Raw genomic sequence first — 18,504 nt, 5'->3', positions numbered from 1 at the left:
CTACATCCAAAGCAGAAACAGCATACCGAACAACCCAATTACTGCACCGGCAGGAAATTCATCAGCAACAAGCTTTGTGCATAGTTAAGGCCAATACGGCGGTAGCGCTCATCGAGCATCTGGGTCAACAGGTCCAGACGCGCAACAATCTTGCCGAATTCGACGGCGAAACTCAGGTTGCTGCCCTCCTCCGAGATCTCATTGGAAAACAGGAGCAGGACACCGTTTGCATCCTGACGCTTGCTGAGCAACCAGGTGGCCTTCTCGATATTGCGCGCGGCATTGCTGACGAACTGCGGGTTGATCGAGTCGGTAATGTAGAACTCGGTACGCCCACCGTGGGCGGTCACGATCATACTGCCGATGGCATAGATAAACGCCCCGACCCGATCGCCCTGAAACTCAGGGCTCAAGGAGTAGCTCAGCGCCGCCAGGTCGCGACGCTCCCCGAGGGCAGGCAATGAGCGGCGCTGCTCAATGGCCAGGCGGATCTCCCGCGCAGCGCTCACCGCATCCGGATAACCCGACTGGCGCCACTGGTTGGGGTTGCGCAGGTAGAGCTTGTTCATGAGCAAATACAGGCTTTGCAAGTTGTCGCGCATACCCAGGGTCGCCATGCGATCGACACTGGTCTGGAAGAATTCATCGGGTTTGCCATCACTGAACTGCTTGGCGATGTCCCGCCCCTGCTGCTGGGTACAGCCACTGGCACAGAGTATCAACACCACGGCCAGCCACAGGGGCCGAGGCACTCGTCGAGTCTTGAATAAAAGTAACGTGCGATCCATCGGCACCCGATCTGGTTCTTTTGCCCACGCGGGAAATCGGCAGGGCTGGGACAAAGATAGATTGGATAAATGAAAAAAAGTGCAATGGGCTGGGCATATAGTTGTAAGCAGAGCCCGCCGGGGACTGAATCGGCCCAATCGTGAAAGATTCGTTTCAGGGCCTATACTCCATGGAACAGTTGCGAGTGTTGTTGGCGATCCAGGGAGGATCTACATCGCGTATGGCACTTCCCCCGCAGCTGTTCAGGAGGGTCGCACAGATGAAACATCCCATTCGAGCTCAGATTTTTGTCCAGGTGATTTGCCTGCTTTCGGTGGCTCAGCTTTTCTGCTGAGCCATGGGTCACTGCCTTTAAGATCAGCTGCGCGTGTGGCTGGGGCAGTTTTCGCCCTGTATTTGGGCCCATCAACTTAAATGCCATTGCTGCCGCAGTAGCGTTCGCGCGGGTTTCAAGCGCGGACGGCCCGACACTACGCGTCTGGTATTAACGCGAATGTTTCATTTATCCAGATTCACCAGCTCGTGCATCCGCGCCCCTATCATTCCCCGCAACCATTCAGCGTGAAACGCCATTTCGTCCAGAGAGATACCCTCACCCAACCGATATTCGAAAACCTTGTCCTTGGGTACCTGACCCACGAGGTGGAAATGCCCATGGCGATCAAACCGGGCGAGGACGTAGGGGCAGACGTAAATGATGTTGCTGAATGGCACCCGCACTTCGTAGGGCCTGCGGCCACAACGGATAACCATGAGGCTAAGCAGTTGCTGGTTTTCATCGAACGTGAAGGCCTCCACATGAGGCGTAGAGGCCATCCAGGCAAACATCGCACCGATGAGCACTGCGGTACCGAGCATGAACAGGATGAGCGCCGACGTCGTAAAACTCGATTCAGCGCTGGGCGGCGTGCCCTGAAGCGCTCCGAGCCCGGCCAGGAGCAACATCACCAGCCCATAGCCCGGCAACAGCATCAGTAGCGCAATGTAGAACCCCAGGATCCCCCGACCACTGCCGCCAACGCTCGGTAGATCCGGGCCGTAATACCAGGTGGGTGGGTGCGCGACAGGGCTTCCAGTGCGTGGCGCTCCGGGAAGCGTGGCGACGAGGTGAGGTGGGTCTTGACGGTTCATCCAACAGGCTCCAGGGGTTGCAGCGTTCAATAATGGGCGAAAAGCCAGGAACCTTTGCGTTCCCCTCAAACCGTTAGTTGGACGCCCGCCTACGGGCGGCCTTACTTGAGCAGGGCAATCACCGCGCAGACAATCATGATCGCCAGCGCCGGCCACTGCATGGGCATGAAAAAGAAGTGATGGCGCACGCCATCTTCATGCACCTGCCGATTCAGGACAAAGCCCAGCACGGTATTGATGGCCGAGCCAATCCCCACACCCATCAACAGTTGCATCAGTGAGGTATTGCCGGGTTTGACGCTGGGGTCGGGCCACACCCCCATCAGCAGCAACACCATGGCCACCGGCGTGAACAGTGTCAGCCAGCCTGCGCCGCGATAGATCATCGTTTAATCCTCATGAATGACACGATTGGCTCAAGCCGGCTCGCGTGCTTGCTCTTCAGCCGCAAACACGGCATCGAGTGTGTTGAGGAACAGGTCATGGCTCAGAATGCCGGTGGCGATGGTCGACAACACGGGTTTGCCGCTCTCGTCCTTGATCACCACCTTTTCGGTCCAGACGTTGAGGTCGACGGTACGCAGCGACGACATCGGCACCTTGCGCCCTTGGTATTCGAGGAGATCCTGGCTCACCACAATCGGCGTCGTGGTGACTTTGAGGAAGTCGCCGCTGACACGCTTGCCCCAGACCTGCCCGGAGCTGATGCAATTGAACCTGACTGCCCCACCCGACTCCAGCGTCGCCAGCACCCCCGGCAGACGTGCACGTACGTGCAGCTCACGGACCAACTGCTGGAAATCGTGAAAGCCCTTGAGGCTCTCGATCACTCGATGAAACGGCTCCGTGGCATTACGACGGTAAGCCACGTTGGTGATCATGCCGGTCAGCACGGTTTGCCCGGAGCCGAACAGATACAGGTCATCGATCTCGGCAAAGGCGGTGTATTCACGCTGATCGTTGATGATGCGCTCGATACCATGTTCATACACGTCGTAAAGCGGCGCACGCAGTTTCCTGTGCCAGGCGTAAGCGGCAAATACACCCAGCCCGAGAACCGCCAGCAAAGCGCTGGTGGCGTAAATCAAGGTATGGGGGCTGCTGAAGCTGAAGGCCATGCCACGGGACGTCTGGAGGCTGACCGGCCCTTCATTGCCCGGTGGCAGGATCGTGCTCAGATACAACACAAACCCGGCGAGACCTAACAACACAACGCCAAATATCAAACTGAAAATCAGAAAACCCTTGCCGTGACGGAAACTGGCGATCAGTTCGCCGGTGGCGGAAGGCGCTTGGGAGGGGGATGACTGCATAACGCTTGCGTCCTTGTAATGGGGTTGCGCGCACCGCTGTTTATGCGGGGCCGATTGAACCCTGCCGTCATTGGGCGGGCTTGGCACGGCAGGTTGGAACATGGCTCATTAACATCGTTCCCTGTGCATATGGGTTAATGCCAACGGGTTCACAACCTTCACGACATTGGGGCCGGAAACACGAAAGCCCCGCTAAGGCGGGGCTTTCGTTTAAGTCCTGGCGGGAAACCACGCCTGGGACCCTCGTCATCTTTCGGACAATGCAGCGCTTGTTTCACCAACTGGCAAAAGACGTCCCCGGACGCGGAATCATTATCGGGCTTGGCGAAGCACAAGCTCCGACAGACGGGTCTTAACTCGGAAGCAGAACTCACGAATTTGAAATTGATAAGCGGGCATAACCATGTAGTTTAAATCGGGACCCAATGAGTCTTTAATTTCCATGTATTTGGCAGTCTTGGCAGCAATGGCCTGGTATTGCGCCTCGTATTTATCGTAAGACGCTTTGTTGTAGACCTTTAAAACATCCAGTTCTTTACGGCATTGCTCAGCGCGATTTTGGTTCAAATTTGTTTCTGTTTCTGACTGAGCAGACTCCAGAGAAGCTGCTTTTGGGGCGTCAGCACTGGCGTTCGCAGGTGCAGCCTCGTATCGCACAGTCCACTTTTCTGGAGTCGAAGGTGCGACCTCAGGCGGTGCTTCCCGGACGACGGCAGGAGGTGGAGTCACATCAGGTTTTTCGGGAGTTTTCGTAGCGCATCCAGAGAGGGCAAGCCCTACCACTACAACGATGCCACACATTTTATCCATCGGTTCCACCAAGAGGTAATTACGGATGGCTGAGTCGTTAGGTTCTGGGTAAAAGTAATAACTCATTCAATGATCGAGTGTAATTTTTCTACCAGCCTCAAGGCGCTCAGCCTCTCTTCCTTGAGTGCGCAGATGAACGATAGTAGTAAAAAAATAAAAAGATGACGAGCAAAAGCTGGCTGAAAAAACCACGAATTAAATGAGCCAGTGGAAGTGGCTTCAGTTGCTTGATTCAGGTCCCGGGCTGCATCGGCAATCATCAGTATTGGCTGCGCGAGTCTGCTACAGGGCACAGTAAGCAGAAGATCGCCAAACCCCAGAAACGCAAAAGCCCCGCATAGCGGGGCTTTCGTTTGAATCTTGGCGGGAAACCAGGGATTCGAACCCTGGGAACGCTATTAACGTTCGCCGGTTTTCAAGACCGCTATGCAAACTCAAGCGGGCTGGTACCTTAGGACCTTCGGCGTTCCTTTACTCGCAGCTACCAACCAAGCTACAGGCCGTATTCTGCGAGGGGAGCGGTTTTGGTTTGGGAACTGTTTTTACCCCTCCCTCGGCGCTCTGCCGAATGAAAACAAAACATCAATAGCCTAGTACTCGCAAGACAAATCCTATCGCAGCTATCGGCCGCTTCTGTTGAAAACAGTCGGTCCTTCCAGACTGCCCGCGTACTGACTGCTGAAAACGCCTTTTTTGCGCGCAACTACGCGAAATCTGAGCTCGGAATCCTCTGCACAAAGTAAAGATTTCAATATCAAGCGCGTACTTTTCTGCCGTGGGAACCACGGCCGACTTTTTCAACAGAATCGGCCAATTTCAGAAGTTCACAACGTCTCTCCGATGACTTGAAGGCGGCTGTTAAGACGTTGGAGGGTTTATTTGCCCCAAGCGCCGACACAAGACTGTCCCGCCTCCAAAACTGCATAAGTCTAGCAAGACAGTAATTTACTAGGAGTCAGATTGGGTCAGTGAAGTTTCGGCGAGGGGGTCAATTTTAAATCAGCGCCACCACCATTAGCAACCCAAGGCACCATCTAACAATTGGGCAAAAGCAAAGCCAAACAAATAACGCGCCAGACGCTTATTAATAAAAAGCCCTTTGGGTTAAGAGCTAGGTTAATGTAGCAACGATAGCCGGAGCAAAATATAAAACATGCCATTTATTTCGTGTAAATATCAAAGTACTCAAAACTGGAATCAACTAGTCTAAAGTTTTTTAAAGCATAATCCGTAACGGATGAGTAAAACTTCCCGGATTCACCAATTGGCTGCCCTAATGCTTTTTTCTCAATGATATAATAACTGCAGCATTTCTCTAATTTTTCTATCAGGCCTTTTCGATCAAAGGCAGCCTCTACATCCATGGCCCAGTCAATAGAGAAGGCATTTCTTTGTCCGTGAATGTAATATGCGCCAGGCATTGAGGGCAGGATTGTTGTGTTGTGATATTTTTCAAACACCCTCTTCAACTCTAAATGTTTATTGAAAACTGTATCATTGGCTTTTATAAACGCTAATTTTTCTGAAATTTCAGAAGCATCATTTGAAATCGCCCAGACAAACTCATCTCTATATGGCTTTGCATTTGCAATTATCGAATAAAATATTACAAGGGCGACAAAGATTGCATTGATTTTTTTATCAAAAACATGAAGTTGTTTTTGCATCAAATAATAAGACGCAAAAATAATTGGCGTAAAATACATCAATGGAGTCATGCCCCCCCAACTAATTGATGCTGACCAAGAAATTCCAGTCAAAGCAATTAAGAAGTAGTGCTCTTTAATTTTTTCCTTTTTAAAAACCAGCACATAAATAAAAGCAGACGTTAGAAGTACAGGTATGAAATGGTCAAACTCTATAAGCCTTGCAGATTTTTTTAGATATAAAAAGGCGCTCAAATTAACAAAAACCAAAACAAAAACTGACGAGATAAAAAGCTTCCCCCATACGTTAATATGTAATCTTGCAAAATAGAGCAAAAGCATAAACAAACCAAAGGTTGCTGTAATAAACACCAAGATATAATCACCACCCACAAAATAAGCAGCGACGCCCGCCACAAATAAATCTTTGGCGTTTGTAGCGCCTGTAGTTTGATTTAAATAGAGCGTTAACAGTCCGTTATCTAACAAATAAAGGCAGAAAGAAAATAGGGCTATCAAAATACCGATTAATACAAAAAAAGCTTTCTTATGGCCGTATTGCAGATAAACAAAAAACACACCTAACAATGGAGTCAGCATGAAGTTCTGCTTGGTTAGCGCAGAAGCGCCTAATAGGAAGCCTGCCAAAATCAAATAAATAAAGTTTCTATGCTTGAATTGTGCGATGACAAAAAAACCAAGTACTGCAAAGATAATCCCGTCTGTTGTATGCCATTGAAAGTTTAGGGTGCCAGTCGATGTAATTAAGAATGAAATAAAAGTTAGCACATAGATGTTTAGTTTCAACTCTTCAAAGTCGTAGTATTTGCTCAGTGCAACTATGGTTAGGAATACCTGGAGCAGTAGCAGGTAGTAATTTATCAAACGCATCATGATGACTTGTCCAAACTCAGGCAAAATGGCAAGCCAGAAAGCTGATATCAGTGGTGAGGCCACAGGTCGAACATAATAAAAATCTTTGTAAGGAAGCTCACCATTCAAAATACGCCAGCCCATTCCTACAAGAAAGCCTGAATCAGAATCTTCGAAACCAAAACGACCAAAGAACACTAAAAAAAAGAAAGGTAAAATTAACAGTAGCGATAGGAAAAGTGCATCTTTTTTATACATCGCATTCAACTCAAGTAAATAAACCAAACAAAGACGCTCACCCAGCCCAATAATGTTAACTGAATAAACCTATCCTTTAGCAATACCTTGGAAGGATTTCCGCTTTTTTCCTCCACAAATGCAATTTGCATATAACGCATAATCCCGAGCACAACGAAAACGGCGCTAAGATAAATATTCTGGGTATTAAGCCGCTCAGCGACATCGGGAGAGATTGACCAGAGAATATAAGCAACCACAACAATAGAGGCTGACATCACCATTGCGGCATCTAAAAACTTTAGGTTATAGCCATCAATAACCTTACGCATTTTTTTGTCGGTTTTTAGGTAAATCATTACATCATCACGGCGTTTAGCAAGGGATAAAAAAAGTGCAAGCAGGAAAGTCATAACGATTATCCAGTGCGAAAGGGAAACTTGTGTTGCTTCTGCACCGACCAACAAACGAATAACAAACCCGCTGGCAATGATAACAATATCAATAATGGCTATATGCTTGAGTTTTAAGGTGTAGGCGAAATTTACAGCTAGATAGGTTAAAATCAAAAAGAAAACACCTGGCGACACCAAAAGAGCTGCACTGACGCCCCCGACCATCAAAAGTGCCAACATAACAAAAGCTAAGCGTGTTTTTATTCTACCAGCAGCAAGTGGACGGTTTTTCTTTTCTGGGTGCAGTGCATCTTCGTGGCGATCTATCCAATCATTGAAAATATAAACAGCACTCGCTATCAGTGAGAACCCCACAAAAGCAGTTAGGGCTTCAAGCATTAGGTTAGCATTTGTTAGCTGAAAATCAAAAAATGCAGGTATAAAAATAAATAGGTTTTTACTATATTGGTAAGGTCTTGCTAACCTTAATAAGTCTTTAAACATCAGTGTTATTTTCAATCCTTTGCGTATGATTAGTGTTTAAAGCTGGCCAACAAACACTAAAATTTAAATTCACCATTCTGGTTAAGCTGTATTGACTTATTGGTACCAGGCTCTCGAATAATCATGCGAGTCGTACCAAAGCGCGAGATTATAGCTGGCTTCTGCTAGATTTGCATCCTAATGCCTTTTGATCTAGGTGTTCAGTCTCGGAGAGTCATGGCGCATCCTTAACCATCGAACAAGAGGATGCTTAATGGAAGGAAGTCTTCATGGCTCAGCCCGAACAACGCCGCGAATTCGAGCCGAGCTCCAAGTGTGGCAAGAGTCGAATCGCAAGCTTGCAGCCCGCTAAAGGCTGAACGTAAAAATCATCGCCAAATGGCGCTCGCAGTCAACAACCCAAGATTCGCGAATGGGCCTGCTCAGACCCTTAGTGCCAAGCTGACTGCGGCTGAAGAGGCGATGGTGGTTGAGTTCCGCCAGCGGACGATGCTGCCTTTGGACGAGATTCAGGGACATCTTTATCAGCGCTTTACCCAGTTGAGCCGAAGGGCCTTGCATCGTTGCCTGGTGCGTCACGGGATCAGCCAAATCCCCAAAAGCACCAACGCGACCAAACGCGGCAAGTTCGTGCCGAATGAGATGGACTATCTGCACATCGACAGCTCGGAGCTACGTCTGGAAAGCAGCAAAAAACACGTGTTAGTACCTATCGCCCGGGTGACGAAATTCACCTATGTCACGTTTTTCGATGCCGCGACTAAGCACAACGGTACCGCGTTTTTACGCCAAGTGATTGAGGCCTTTCCATACCCAATCCATACCGTCTTGACTGATAACAGCGCAGCGTTCACCGAGTAGCCAACGTATCGGGCAACGCCACAAACCGCTTCAGAGGACATATCTGTGATCGTGTTTGCAATGAGCATGAGATCAAAGAGCGTGACCGCTAATTGTCGATTACCAACATTCGTCAAGGGGGACGTGAGACCGAAAAGCAGCCTTTCGGTCGTCGCAATCGCACACCCCGACTGCGTAGGGGTATGGGGGCGGTTTTAACGGATAAGCTCGTGGTTGCTGGCCCTACCGCCCGTTCGCATATGATTGCATAAATGGCATAGATTGGCGTACGGTTTGCCCCATTTTTGCCCCATGGATACAGCTCGGGTTCAACCTATCCCTAGCTCCGATCATGGATTGAACGTAGCGCTCCCCAAACTACCCGCAGACCTTGCTTGCAAGGCGTTAGGCTACTTCTACCTTAGCAGTTTCTAAGCAAGCATCAGTGGGTTTACCCCCGTCAGCAACCATCACAGCGCAGAAAAGCACTCTTAAATGATTTCCTGCCCTTAAACAGAATCCTCACAGCATTAGTTCTATCGAGCTTGAAAGCTCATACACATTAATATCACACATGAACATACCGAGATGTTCATGTGTGAAGTCTTGTAGTTTTGCATGAGCAGTGCCACTTGTAATTATTGCTCACAGGAGAACAATATATACCTCTCCTTGCACAAAAATTACTTCATATATCATGACAGATAATTGTGTTGCGCTGTTTAAGATATATATCCTTTCTAATCAAGAAACCCCATGTATCTTTATACGGAAGATCTACATTATTTAGATAACAATAAAGATAATTTTCGTTGATAGACTTATTGAGCATCAAGCTAGGAGCAAAAGCATATGGTACGCGATCATGCATTGCTTTTTTGGCATATTCGGTCATTCCCTCCCTCGATGGATCTGTATTTCCTGGGGGAATGATCACCTGTGGATTCCATTTTTTTAAAGTGAGCTCTTCATCCCACTTGTTATGCCCGGGAGGCCCCCACTTAACTGGAGTTTGTGCAATTGCTTCATCAGCCTTGCCTAGAAAATCAGCAGCTTCAAATTCCGGAAGGTGATACGCAACACCAAGCCAGTAGAAACCAATTGCGCCATCAGAAGGAGATAGGTTGGCCTTAATCCATTTTGTTATCAGGTATTGCTGACCAGTATAGCTATCATAAAAATTCTTAGATGTTATCGCACCTTTTTCAACATTATCATAAAGAGAATTTACCGCACCTCTCACTATAACCAAAACAAAAAACAACGTAAAAATCAAACCAAGCACATTTTTAATATGCTTCTGATATGGAGTTTTCTCTTCCAAAACAATTAAGCTTTTTAAATTAAAATAAAATATTCCAGGACTCAACATTGCGAATAATGTCGCCAAGACAGTTGCGGAAACCCAATACAATCTAGCCCCAGGAAAAACATCACTATTAACAAATACAGCAAGAACCGTTAGAGCAACGGAAGATATCACTATACATGTTCTACGATCAAAGGAAATAGCTTTGCGCATCAAGAATAATAGAGCCGAAACTATAAATATAAATGTTATTGAAGAAAAACTTAAAACCCCATTAACAAAAAAGTATTTAAACGAATAAAACAGGCCAGGACTGGCACCAAGTTTGAGCCTAGCAGTTGTCGGCGTAATATACCCGAAATATTTATAATTTAGAAAAGCAACCCCCCCAACAACAAAAATAAAAGGAATTATTAAGAATAGTGCCTTACTTAAGTTGATTTTTTTATTTTCACCAACTGGTATTGCCGCCAAAAGAATACCAATAGCGATCAGTATCCCATCAGGCCTATAAAGAGCCCCTATAGACAAAACAACCGAAAGTAGAAGAAGAGATAAATTTGTCTGACGCTTCTTTAAGGCAGAAACCAATGCAAAACATAAAAACAGAGCTTGAAACAAATGATCCCAACCATTTAACGCAAACTCAAGATTGGTTGAACTCAAGGCCAAAAGAAAAACCATTAAACTAGCGTTAATCAGACTAGATGAATATATAAACACGATTAAAAAAGTGAAAAATACTGCCGCCAGTCCGAGAGCGACATATATTAAAGTCGCCAAGTTTCCGCTAAAAAAACTTGTCAAACCTGCATACACATAGGGCGCAACGTATGATGTTGACGGCTGCGCTTTATCACTTCGATTATATACGGGAATCCCTACCTCCCGAATCATATATCCTGACCTAAGAGATATCATGACATCGTCATCCAAATGAAGGGGCGCGCTGACTACCCTCTCAATCTTGCTTTGATCTTTGTCTGAGCCAACTATAAACAAGCTTGGAGGCTTCCCCAAAACGAACGTTATAGCAATTGCTATTAGAGCTAAAAATAGAGACTGGCACACTCTATTTTTTATTGCCCCCTTCATGCCCATCGCAAACATTATATAAATTCCTGTATTTTTAGCTCTTCAGCGACAACTGCCCTAAGTATTTCTTCAAATAAACTGAAGTGCTTTTTTAGAAAACCACTAAACTACTGCTTATAGATGCTATGACGGGCTATTATCTCTGACTTGCAAAGTTAATATAACAACCACTTCAAATATTTATTTTATTGAAAATGACCGCTGGTAGGTGACTAATAATCATCATAATTAGCCGCCACTTTCCGGGAGCATAGATGACAGGCTTGCCAGCTTCTATTCCCGCGATAATCTGCTTCGCCACACTTTCAACAGACGCTAACTTGGCCCCCTTACTCTTGAGGTGAGCCGTCATCGGGGTATCAGTAGGGCCAGGCTTGATCAGTACCACCTTGACCCCTGTGCCCGCGAAACGGTGCTGCAAGCCTTGGACGTAGCGAGCAACTAGCCCTTTGGCTGCCCCGTACACATAATTGGACTTGCGCCCCCGGTCGCCCGCAACGGAGCCGATCAGGGCAATGGTGCCGTGGTTGGTTTTTTCCATTTCTTTGGCAAAGGCTTCGGCATAGAGGACGGGAGATATACCATTGATCTCGAGCGCATCGCGGCAAGACTGAAGGTTGTTCTGACACTCGCTCTGCTCAGGCAGCAATCCGTGCGCAATCAGGACGATATCTACGCGACCTGATTTGACGATGTTCCCGACTGTGACGCTTATGGCTTCAGGATTCAGGAACTCAGCTTGGACGCCCCGAATCTCTGATTCAGGGCTACGTACCTTGAGGTCTGTTGCAATCCGCTTGATACGCGGCGCATCGCGCCCCACCAAAGTCAGATCAGCCGGCTGCTTTTCCAGCCAGAGCCTTGCACAGTGCTCGGCAATAGCCGAGGTGGCGCCGATAATGACGATTCCCTGCTTATTGTTCATTCAGCTTCCCATCAAACGGCGTGAGAGCCCTGAGCTGATGCCCGGGTCGCGGTATTTCATGAATTCGGCCAGGCGCGGATAGCCTGCCTCGAAGAGTTCTCTGGGCATTCGAGCATCCTTGGCCAGATAAAGGCGACCATTGGCATCACGCACGATTGCATCCAGGCGATCAAAGAGCTTGTGCGTACGATCTCCATGATTCGGGAAATCAAGCGCCAACGTCACTCCCGGTTGCGGAAAGCTCAGCATCCCCAACGGCTGGCGGTTGCCAAAGGTCTTCAGGACAGCAAGAAATGAGCCGTCCCCCGACCGGGAAATTTCTTTGAGCATGGCATGAACGGCATCTTGCCCAACTTCTCGTGGCACCACACTTTGGTACTGAAAGAAGCCTTTAGGTCCGTACATCCGGTTCCACTCGAGCAGGTTGTCGAGGGGGTAAAAAAACGGCTCGTAGTGCGTGATGGCGCGTCCTGCCCTGCATTTCTTGAGGTGGTAGTAGGCCATGTTGAACGGGCGTAACGATAGTCGATTGACCAAGGAAATAGGCGGCACCAGCGGCATGGTCAGCTTACGCCCTTGAGGTACCGGACGATCTCCTATATCGATCGGATTGCCACGCATGAACAAGCCGCGCCCTCCCCCCTCTGTGATGCAGTCAATCCAGGACACCGTGTGCTCCCAATTGAGCTCGGAATCATCCGCAAGCTGGAAGAACTCGTTCAGGTTCGCATAGGGAACAGTCTCGGTGTCTAGCCATGGCCCAGCCACACGGCACAACTGGATCTCGGCCTGCGTAATAACACCTGTCAGGCCCAGGCCACCGACAGTGGCGGCAAACCAATCCGGCCGCTCATTTGGGCCACACTGGATGGACTCTCCATCGGTACGGACGAGGGTAAGGCTCTGGACTTGATCACCGAAAGAACCTAATACATGATGGTTCTTGCCGTGCACATCGTTGGCGATCGCGCCACCAACTGTTACCAACTGGGTACCCGGCGTTACCGGGAGAATCCAACCGCGAGGAATGACTAGTCGCTGGATGTCGCGCAGCAGCACCCCGGTCTCACACACCAGGCGGCCAGTGCTGTCGTCGAAAGCAATGAAATGGTCGAGCCCAGTTGTGACCCAGAGAGTAGCTTCTGGATTCAGGCAGGAGTCACCGTAGCTACGCCCCATACCATGCGCCAGACCCGGATAAGGTCCGGCGCAAATAAGCGCCTTGACCGTTGAAGGATCATTCAGACCGACGACATGGTGAGGATCGGCGCTCAAACGTCCCCAGGAAGTAATAGGCTTCATACGGGTTCTGAGCGGAAGACATAACGTTTGTCGAGGTGGTACTTGGTTAAGTACCCGATAGTAAGACCAATAACGCCGCCGAGGTAGCGCATTCCCTTGGTCTCGAATATGTGATTGAAGCCAAACTCGAAGCCCCAGAAGATCACGGTCGTTGCCAGACCCATGATAGAGTAGAGGACGAAAGTGTGGGTATCATGGGCGACGTTACGCGCCCGGAAGCGAAAGATATAGCGCTTGTCGAGGACGTACTTGACGACAAGCCCCACCCCAGTACCCACCACTACAGACGCCAGAATATCGAAGGCGCCACTATAGTTACGAATGACAAAATCCTGAGCGCCGATATTCGCTGCCGTTGCAATTAGTGCGAAAATCGCATAGTAAAACGCCAGCTTAGTTGAAGCAAACATATAATTTATATCGCCGAGATTCAAAAATAATGCATGATACCGTAATAGCCCGCTCACCTCTAGCGAAGACGCTGGGATTAATAAAGCTGATGCGGCCAAAGCAGTGGGTAAAGAACGGTTTTGTTCTGGCTCCACTGTTGTTCTCTGGATCGTTCCTGTATGAAGGCCCCGTCACCCACACCTTATTGGCTCTGCTACTGTTCTGCATCGCATCGTCGGCGACCTACATCATCAACGACATGCACGACATCAAAAGTGACCGTCGCCACCCCAAGAAGTCCAAGACCCGCCCTCTCGCAGCTGGGATCGTCTCGGCCCCCACTGCCCTGATCCTGCTCGCAGCTCTCTACACCGCGCTGGTATGGGGTTGGTTCGTCACCCCGAAGGTGATGATGGTCATCACTGCCTACTTGGTTTTGAACCTAGCATACACGTTCGTGCTCAAGCACCAGCCTGTGGTCGACATCTTCACAATAGCAATCGGTTTTGTTCTGCGCGTCTACGCAGGCGCCACGGCGCTGGATGTGCCCGTTTCATCCTGGATGTTCATTACGACTCTGTGCCTTGCGCTCTACCTAGCCGCAGTCAAGCGACGTCAGGAGATAAGCCAAAATGGCGCAGGGGGCCGCAAGGTGCTCGAGAAGTACTCCGTGTCACTGGTGGATCGCTATGCAGAGATGTCGGCAACGGGCGCTCTGCTCTTTTACAGCATGTTCGTGATGTCTGCCAAGCCCGAGTTGGTCATCACGGTTCCACTGGTCCTGTTTGGCCTATTCCGTTACTGGTTCGTGGTGGAGGTCCTTGATGGCGGTGAGTCGCCCACAGATGCACTGCTTGCTGACTGGCAGCTGTTGCTTACTGTGGTGCTGTGGGTAGCTGCCTGCGGTTGGGCATTGTGGCCGGTACAGGGTTGATCATGGACGTCTCTTACGCCCTCACCCCATTTCTGGCTTGGCTCGTCGCCGGAGTTTCAAAGTTCATCATCAACAGCATTAAAGCAAGGCAGTTGGCGTTTGGCCTAATCGGCTACGGTGGCTTGCCCAGCAACCACAGTGCGATCGTCAGCAGCATGGCCACGCTCATTGCCCTCAAGGAGGGTATCGGACACCCCGCCTTCGGTGTCGCCATAACACTGGCATTTATCGTGATGCTGGACGCAAGCAGTCTGCGTCGGGAGGTAGGCAAACATGCGGTGGCCATCAACAAGTTGACAGCCGACACCTCTGACCATCAGGCGCTGCGCGAACGTATGGGGCACACCCGAATGGAAATTGCTGCCGGTATCGCCGTGGGTATCGCGGTTGCCGCCGCAACGAGCGTGATGTTGGCTTGACGAATGAATCAAGAACGGCCATTGCACACGCGATAAAGCAAAATTCTGAGAGTCGAATTCCGGTTAGGAAGAGAGGGAGAAGACTTTGGGCCAGGCACCATTTGCCGCCCATGCAAGGGACGATGGGTGTGGCATAAAAAGCAAGACCATTACTGTATGGATAAACAAATATAGGCTCGCTCCTCTTTTTGAACGAGGCAGGAGCCTTGGCTTGACTTGAAGGGACGATCTGCGAGGAAGGCCGCTGGGTAGGATGTTGACGCATCCTGCCCGGCCGCTCCTTTTACTTCGGTGTATTAACTTCTTTTGCGTAGGCCTGACAGGCCCGCAGAGCGATCAATCCTCGGTCGCCGGCATCGGTGATTCCGATAATTCGTTGAGCATGCGCTGTGTCAAGTTGGACTCTAGTGGCGCCATGAACCACGCGGCCGGTGGGGGTGGAGGTTGGCACTGAACAGCTGCTGTTGGCGTCAGTGGCGGCGAGTACGACTGACAACCGCAGATCAGCAGTAGCCAAGCGATCACGCAGACGAGCTTGCTTGGTTTGCTCATCGGTCAATTCCTTGTGGTGGATTTTGTCTTTGTTCTGCAGGCGCTGCTCCAGAGCCAGGCGCTTTTCTTGCTCGGTCCGCTGTAGGGCGGCAGACGCTTGGGATAACTCGCTAAGGGTGTCCGCCTGCAGCCGGGCCTGGCGCTCCAACCGCTGGCCGTAACGCCAATCTTGAGCGGTCCATGCCAAGGCAGCAGATCCGACCGCCAACATCACCAGCAACATGCTAACCGCCACGAGCCGGTATTGCGGGGGGATTAGGTCGAAGAGACGCATAACACCGCCCTCGCCCTGCCCCACAACTGCAGCCGATCTTCCAGGCCGTTGAGCCCGCCATTGATCCGGCGGGTGATGGTGTTGAACTGATCTTGATCCGCGAGTGCGTTCAACCCGTTCACCGACCAGAACCACGCTGCCGACTCCGCCGCCCATTGCGGCAGCTCGAGCAGCGCAGGCGTGCGCAGCAAACGTTCATCACCAAACAGCGCCAGGCTGCAGCGCAAATAGTTGTCGTGACCGGTAATCTGGATCAACCCACGGCCGCGATAACGTTGGCCGTCACCGTCAGCTGCAGGCGTGTTCCCAAGCTTGACAGCCAGAGGCCCGGTGTCGTACTTGCTGAGGTATTGATCGCTCCCCAATTCACGCACGTATTGCAGTTGGCCGGACTCATGGCCGACCTGGGCCAGGAATGCCGCCTGACGCTTCGGTGTGTCGATCTTGCGGTTAGTCATGGCCGCGTTCAGCGCGGATACAAAAACGCCTGCTTTGCGGCGGGCGTTGGGCATGATGCTTTGAAGTTGCAGCTCAGTGATGGACATCGCTTTTTCCCAGGCAAAAAAATGCCACTCGATGGCGGCGAATGGTGATATGGGTTCAGCCAGTTACAGCTCCAGGACTTTCACCTCCTTGGTTTTTTTCGTTTTCTTGCTTTTGGCTTTGGCCTTGCCTTTCTTACCGCCATTGCACTCAACGGTGGTGGACCAGCCGGCCTGAGTGAATACCTGCTCCACCGAGTCGACCAGGTACTCACCATCGATTCCGGTTTTGAAGCCGGTAGCGTTTACCGACCGCTCGGCAAACAGGTCGGTACGGCCAGGCATCTCGAGGCGCACACTCGCTGAGGACCGATTGAAGGCTGTCAGACGGGCCTTGGCTGCCTGTTCAGCTGCGGTCTTGTTGGGGTAAATATGACGGTCTGTATGCACCGCCGGGAGCCCGTCGGGGGCATCCGTGTTGTCCAAGCTGATCAGCTTCAGCTCACCGCTTTTCTTGTCCTGGTGCTTGGTGGCCACCGCCTTGTGCGTGTTGCGATCGCCTAAGCGGAATTGCCACCGACTGACATCAGCGGGCGTGATGGTAACGGCGCCGAAGGTCTTGCCGCTCGCACTGGTGCCGCCGTCGCGGGTCATGACAATCAACTTCCCATCGGCCACCTTAGCCGTGCAGTCGTGCTGCTTGGCAATGCGGGTGATGAAGTTGAAATCCGACTCGCTGAGCTGGTCAGCCCGGGGCACGTTCGTGGAGACGTTGCACACCGGCGTCCAGCCGTTGCGGGCAGCCACGTCGGCCACGATCTTGGACAGCGGCACATCTTCCCAGCTACCGCTGCGCACCGTCTTTCCGGTACCGCGCATGTCGCCGGCCTTGCCGCGCACGACGATGGTGTTGGGCGGGCCGGATATTTCGACCTCATCCACCATGTAACGGCCCAGCCGCACCATGGACGTTTCGGCATAGCCCAGGTAGATCTCAATGCCGGCGCCGCGCTTGGGCAACGCCACGGCGCTGTCGCGGTCATCGATGCGCAGCTCAAAGTCGTCCGACTCCATGCCAGGCTTGTCAGTGGTTTTCAGCAATAACAGACGGTCATTGATCAGCGCGGTAATGTCTTTACCGTCTGCAACGACGCGAAAGCGAGGGGTCATGGTTCACCCAGTTACCCCGCCAACGCGGGGGAATGTTGGCGGCCGTTACGCATAACGGAAGAAAAGGATAGCCAGGCCTGGCTAATCCCAAAGCATTACAAGTTCTTCAGTGGGTGCCGGCATGTCCGGCAGGACAATCACCACACCAGCTCGGTACGGCTGAACCTCATCGGCCAGCCCCTGATTGGCATCGAGCACGGCCTCCACCGTGCCGCTCAGATGGCCGTAGTAGTTGTGACAGATGGTATCCAACAGATCACCGTCAGACGTTCTGCATGTCGTCGCCATAGCGTACAAACTCCAGGGTAAAGCCTTGCTTACGCGGGATGCCGCCGCCCAGCAGCGCGCTTTGTTCTTCCTCGACACTTGTCATGCACCAAGTGCCCAACACGTCGCCGTAGCCGGTGGTCAGCGTCATGGGCTGCAACTTGCCCCCCAGGGTTCGCAGGGTGTCCAGTTGCTTGATGCCGCCCCTGAAGCCCGGGAAGATGGCGCCCTTCAACGTCAGCTTTTCGTCACCCATACCGATAGCTTGCTGGGCTGGTCGACGCGTCAGGCGCTCCTGAGAGGCCCAGCGGAAAGCTGTCGAGCGCCGCAATTCATCGAAGGCCGCCGTGTCCAGGTTGAAGAAGTACGGCTGCTGTTTCGGATCACGCGGCTGCATGATCATCAGGTGCGGGAAGGGTTTCACCGCCTCCGGCGCCGGTGTGGCATCAGCAGCAAAGGCCCCAGTCGGGAGAATGCCCGACAGCGAGGGGCTGACCTTGCCGGCGATGTTGTTGATCGCCGTCGCCGCCCGCCCCGCCTGTTCCTTCAGCGCACCCAAGCGCTCATCAATCTGAGACGCCGCCCGGGTGGCTGCGCTGTACACCGACACCACCTGGCCAACCTTCGCCTGGGCCGCCGTCACACCACGCATAACGCGCTGAAGCTTTTCGCCAACGGCCGGCCCCACAAACGGAATACCTTCCAACTCCGAGGCCGCGCCGCTGAGTTCACTGATCGCCCCGTCTACCGGCGCGATCATCCCATCCAGGCTACCGCGACCAGTCTCACCCGCCGCCGCCAGGGACTTCACGCTTGATTGCAGCTGCTCCATATAGCCCATAAATCC

General features: G+C 51.3%; 19 protein-coding genes. 3 read left to right on the top strand and 16 right to left on the bottom strand.

Annotation, left to right across the window (positions count from 1 at the left end; translation table 11 throughout):
* Positions 1 to 38: 38 nt before the first annotated feature.
* The 7 genes from BFQ01_RS23625 to BFQ01_RS23595 form a co-directional block, all read right to left on the bottom strand.
* Positions 39 to 788 (bottom strand): hypothetical protein, encoded by a 750-nt coding sequence (locus BFQ01_RS23625; protein ID WP_027607308.1) that lies wholly within the window; start codon positions 786 to 788, stop codon positions 39 to 41.
* Positions 789 to 1,287: 499 nt separating this feature from the next.
* Positions 1,288 to 1,920 carry a hypothetical protein gene (locus BFQ01_RS23620; RefSeq protein WP_065927111.1) on the bottom strand — a complete coding sequence of 211 codons (633 nt, stop codon included), beginning with the start codon at positions 1,918 to 1,920 and terminating at the stop codon, positions 1,288 to 1,290.
* A gap of 101 nt (positions 1,921 to 2,021) precedes the next feature.
* On the bottom strand, positions 2,022 to 2,306 hold the full coding sequence (locus tag BFQ01_RS23615) for a hypothetical protein (protein WP_027607310.1): 285 nt from the start codon (positions 2,304 to 2,306) through the stop codon (positions 2,022 to 2,024).
* Between the two features lie 30 nt (positions 2,307 to 2,336).
* Positions 2,337 to 3,233, bottom strand: coding sequence for a hypothetical protein (locus BFQ01_RS23610; RefSeq protein ID WP_065927110.1), 897 nt, complete (start codon positions 3,231 to 3,233; stop codon positions 2,337 to 2,339).
* Positions 3,234 to 3,545: 312 nt separating this feature from the next.
* Positions 3,546 to 4,109: a hypothetical protein gene (locus tag BFQ01_RS33040; protein ID WP_235865594.1), complete on the bottom strand. Its 564-nt coding sequence runs from the start codon at positions 4,107 to 4,109 to the stop codon at positions 3,546 to 3,548.
* Positions 4,110 to 5,203: 1,094 nt separating this feature from the next.
* Positions 5,204 to 6,820 carry a hypothetical protein gene (locus BFQ01_RS23600; protein WP_065927108.1) on the bottom strand — a complete coding sequence of 539 codons (1,617 nt, stop codon included), beginning with the start codon at positions 6,818 to 6,820 and terminating at the stop codon, positions 5,204 to 5,206.
* Between the two features lie 5 nt (positions 6,821 to 6,825).
* Complete coding sequence (locus tag BFQ01_RS23595; RefSeq protein WP_065927107.1) at positions 6,826 to 7,698, bottom strand: decaprenyl-phosphate phosphoribosyltransferase; 873 nt, start codon at positions 7,696 to 7,698, stop codon at positions 6,826 to 6,828.
* A 378-nt stretch (positions 7,699 to 8,076) separates the two neighbouring features.
* Here BFQ01_RS23595 and BFQ01_RS23590 point away from each other — a divergent pair, with 378 nt between their 5' ends.
* The gene (locus BFQ01_RS23590; RefSeq protein WP_083244923.1) at positions 8,077 to 8,559 is read left to right on the top strand and encodes a hypothetical protein; all 483 of its coding nucleotides are present in this window, start codon (positions 8,077 to 8,079) and stop codon (positions 8,557 to 8,559) included.
* Positions 8,560 to 9,226: 667 nt separating this feature from the next.
* On the opposite strand, the gene BFQ01_RS32455 is transcribed toward BFQ01_RS23590, so the two are convergent.
* The 4 genes from BFQ01_RS32455 to BFQ01_RS23575 form a co-directional block, all read right to left on the bottom strand.
* A complete protein-coding gene (locus BFQ01_RS32455; RefSeq protein ID WP_141691299.1) occupies positions 9,227 to 10,957 on the bottom strand; it encodes a hypothetical protein in 1,731 nt (576 codons plus the stop codon).
* Between the two features lie 157 nt (positions 10,958 to 11,114).
* Positions 11,115 to 11,867, bottom strand: coding sequence for an SDR family NAD(P)-dependent oxidoreductase (locus tag BFQ01_RS23585; RefSeq protein WP_065927106.1), 753 nt, complete (start codon positions 11,865 to 11,867; stop codon positions 11,115 to 11,117).
* Positions 11,868 to 13,169: an FAD-binding oxidoreductase gene (locus tag BFQ01_RS23580; RefSeq protein WP_065927105.1), complete on the bottom strand. Its 1,302-nt coding sequence runs from the start codon at positions 13,167 to 13,169 to the stop codon at positions 11,868 to 11,870. It lies immediately after the preceding gene.
* Positions 13,166 to 13,579: a GtrA family protein gene (locus BFQ01_RS23575; protein ID WP_065927104.1), complete on the bottom strand. Its 414-nt coding sequence runs from the start codon at positions 13,577 to 13,579 to the stop codon at positions 13,166 to 13,168. The genes BFQ01_RS23580 and BFQ01_RS23575 overlap by 4 nt, the downstream gene beginning before the upstream one ends.
* Before the next feature lie 29 nt (positions 13,580 to 13,608).
* Here BFQ01_RS23575 and BFQ01_RS23570 point away from each other — a divergent pair, with 29 nt between their 5' ends.
* Both BFQ01_RS23570 and BFQ01_RS23565 read left to right on the top strand, forming a co-directional pair.
* Entirely contained in the window at positions 13,609 to 14,493 is an 885-nt protein-coding gene (locus tag BFQ01_RS23570; protein WP_065927103.1) for a decaprenyl-phosphate phosphoribosyltransferase, read from the top strand.
* A gap of 2 nt (positions 14,494 to 14,495) precedes the next feature.
* Positions 14,496 to 14,912 carry a divergent PAP2 family protein gene (locus tag BFQ01_RS23565; protein ID WP_065927102.1) on the top strand — a complete coding sequence of 139 codons (417 nt, stop codon included), beginning with the start codon at positions 14,496 to 14,498 and terminating at the stop codon, positions 14,910 to 14,912.
* 283 nt (positions 14,913 to 15,195) lie between these two features.
* Here BFQ01_RS23565 and BFQ01_RS23560 read toward each other — a convergent pair whose 3' ends face one another.
* The 5 genes from BFQ01_RS23560 to BFQ01_RS23540 all read right to left on the bottom strand — a co-directional run bounded on the left by BFQ01_RS23560 (position 15,196) and on the right by BFQ01_RS23540 (position 18,498).
* Complete coding sequence (locus BFQ01_RS23560) at positions 15,196 to 15,738, bottom strand: lysis system i-spanin subunit Rz (protein WP_065927101.1); 543 nt, start codon at positions 15,736 to 15,738, stop codon at positions 15,196 to 15,198.
* The gene (locus BFQ01_RS23555; RefSeq protein ID WP_065927100.1) at positions 15,720 to 16,283 is read right to left on the bottom strand and encodes a glycoside hydrolase family 19 protein; all 564 of its coding nucleotides are present in this window, start codon (positions 16,281 to 16,283) and stop codon (positions 15,720 to 15,722) included. The genes BFQ01_RS23560 and BFQ01_RS23555 overlap by 19 nt, the downstream gene beginning before the upstream one ends.
* A 63-nt stretch (positions 16,284 to 16,346) precedes the next feature.
* The gene (locus tag BFQ01_RS23550; protein ID WP_065927099.1) at positions 16,347 to 17,390 is read right to left on the bottom strand and encodes a phage late control D family protein; all 1,044 of its coding nucleotides are present in this window, start codon (positions 17,388 to 17,390) and stop codon (positions 16,347 to 16,349) included.
* Positions 17,391 to 17,471: 81 nt separating this feature from the next.
* A complete protein-coding gene (locus BFQ01_RS23545; protein WP_065927098.1) occupies positions 17,472 to 17,678 on the bottom strand; it encodes a tail protein X in 207 nt (68 codons plus the stop codon).
* Positions 17,653 to 18,498, bottom strand: a complete 846-nt coding sequence (locus BFQ01_RS23540; RefSeq protein ID WP_065927097.1) for a phage tail protein — start codon at positions 18,496 to 18,498, stop codon at positions 17,653 to 17,655. The genes BFQ01_RS23545 and BFQ01_RS23540 overlap by 26 nt, the downstream gene beginning before the upstream one ends.
* Positions 18,499 to 18,504 lie beyond the last annotated feature (6 nt).

The organism is Pseudomonas sp. 8 R 14, from assembly GCF_900005955.1.
In the GTDB taxonomy this organism is placed as follows: Bacteria; Pseudomonadota; Gammaproteobacteria; order Pseudomonadales; family Pseudomonadaceae; genus Aquipseudomonas; species Aquipseudomonas marginalis.
This window is presented reverse-complemented; position numbering and strand designations above follow the sequence as displayed.

Bases quoted from the DNA above. Each gene is read 5' to 3' on its own strand.
- BFQ01_RS23590 (WP_083244923.1), top strand. From the start codon at position 8,077: ATGGCGCTCGCAGTCAACAACCCAAGATTCGCGAATGGGCCTGCTCAG.
- BFQ01_RS23570 (WP_065927103.1), top strand. From the start codon at position 13,609: ATGCATGATACCGTAATAGCCCGCTCACCTCTAGCGAAGACGCTGGGA.
- BFQ01_RS23560 (WP_065927101.1), bottom strand. From the start codon at position 15,738: ATGCGTCTCTTCGACCTAATCCCCCCGCAATACCGGCTCGTGGCGGTT.
- BFQ01_RS23610 (WP_065927110.1), bottom strand. From the start codon at position 3,233: ATGCAGTCATCCCCCTCCCAAGCGCCTTCCGCCACCGGCGAACTGATC.
- BFQ01_RS23545 (WP_065927098.1), bottom strand. From the start codon at position 17,678: ATGGCGACGACATGCAGAACGTCTGACGGTGATCTGTTGGATACCATC.
- BFQ01_RS23575 (WP_065927104.1), bottom strand. From the start codon at position 13,579: ATGTTTGCTTCAACTAAGCTGGCGTTTTACTATGCGATTTTCGCACTA.
- BFQ01_RS23565 (WP_065927102.1), top strand. From the start codon at position 14,496: ATGGACGTCTCTTACGCCCTCACCCCATTTCTGGCTTGGCTCGTCGCC.
- BFQ01_RS23585 (WP_065927106.1), bottom strand. From the start codon at position 11,867: ATGAACAATAAGCAGGGAATCGTCATTATCGGCGCCACCTCGGCTATT.
- BFQ01_RS23555 (WP_065927100.1), bottom strand. From the start codon at position 16,283: ATGTCCATCACTGAGCTGCAACTTCAAAGCATCATGCCCAACGCCCGC.
- BFQ01_RS23595 (WP_065927107.1), bottom strand. From the start codon at position 7,698: ATGTTTAAAGACTTATTAAGGTTAGCAAGACCTTACCAATATAGTAAA.
- BFQ01_RS23625 (WP_027607308.1), bottom strand. From the start codon at position 788: ATGGATCGCACGTTACTTTTATTCAAGACTCGACGAGTGCCTCGGCCC.
- BFQ01_RS23600 (WP_065927108.1), bottom strand. From the start codon at position 6,820: ATGTATAAAAAAGATGCACTTTTCCTATCGCTACTGTTAATTTTACCT.
- BFQ01_RS23615 (WP_027607310.1), bottom strand. From the start codon at position 2,306: ATGATCTATCGCGGCGCAGGCTGGCTGACACTGTTCACGCCGGTGGCC.
- BFQ01_RS23580 (WP_065927105.1), bottom strand. From the start codon at position 13,169: ATGAAGCCTATTACTTCCTGGGGACGTTTGAGCGCCGATCCTCACCAT.
- BFQ01_RS23550 (WP_065927099.1), bottom strand. From the start codon at position 17,390: ATGACCCCTCGCTTTCGCGTCGTTGCAGACGGTAAAGACATTACCGCG.
- BFQ01_RS23540 (WP_065927097.1), bottom strand. From the start codon at position 18,498: ATGGGCTATATGGAGCAGCTGCAATCAAGCGTGAAGTCCCTGGCGGCG.
- BFQ01_RS32455 (WP_141691299.1), bottom strand. From the start codon at position 10,957: ATGTTTGCGATGGGCATGAAGGGGGCAATAAAAAATAGAGTGTGCCAG.
- BFQ01_RS23620 (WP_065927111.1), bottom strand. From the start codon at position 1,920: ATGAACCGTCAAGACCCACCTCACCTCGTCGCCACGCTTCCCGGAGCG.
- BFQ01_RS33040 (WP_235865594.1), bottom strand. From the start codon at position 4,109: ATGAGTTATTACTTTTACCCAGAACCTAACGACTCAGCCATCCGTAAT.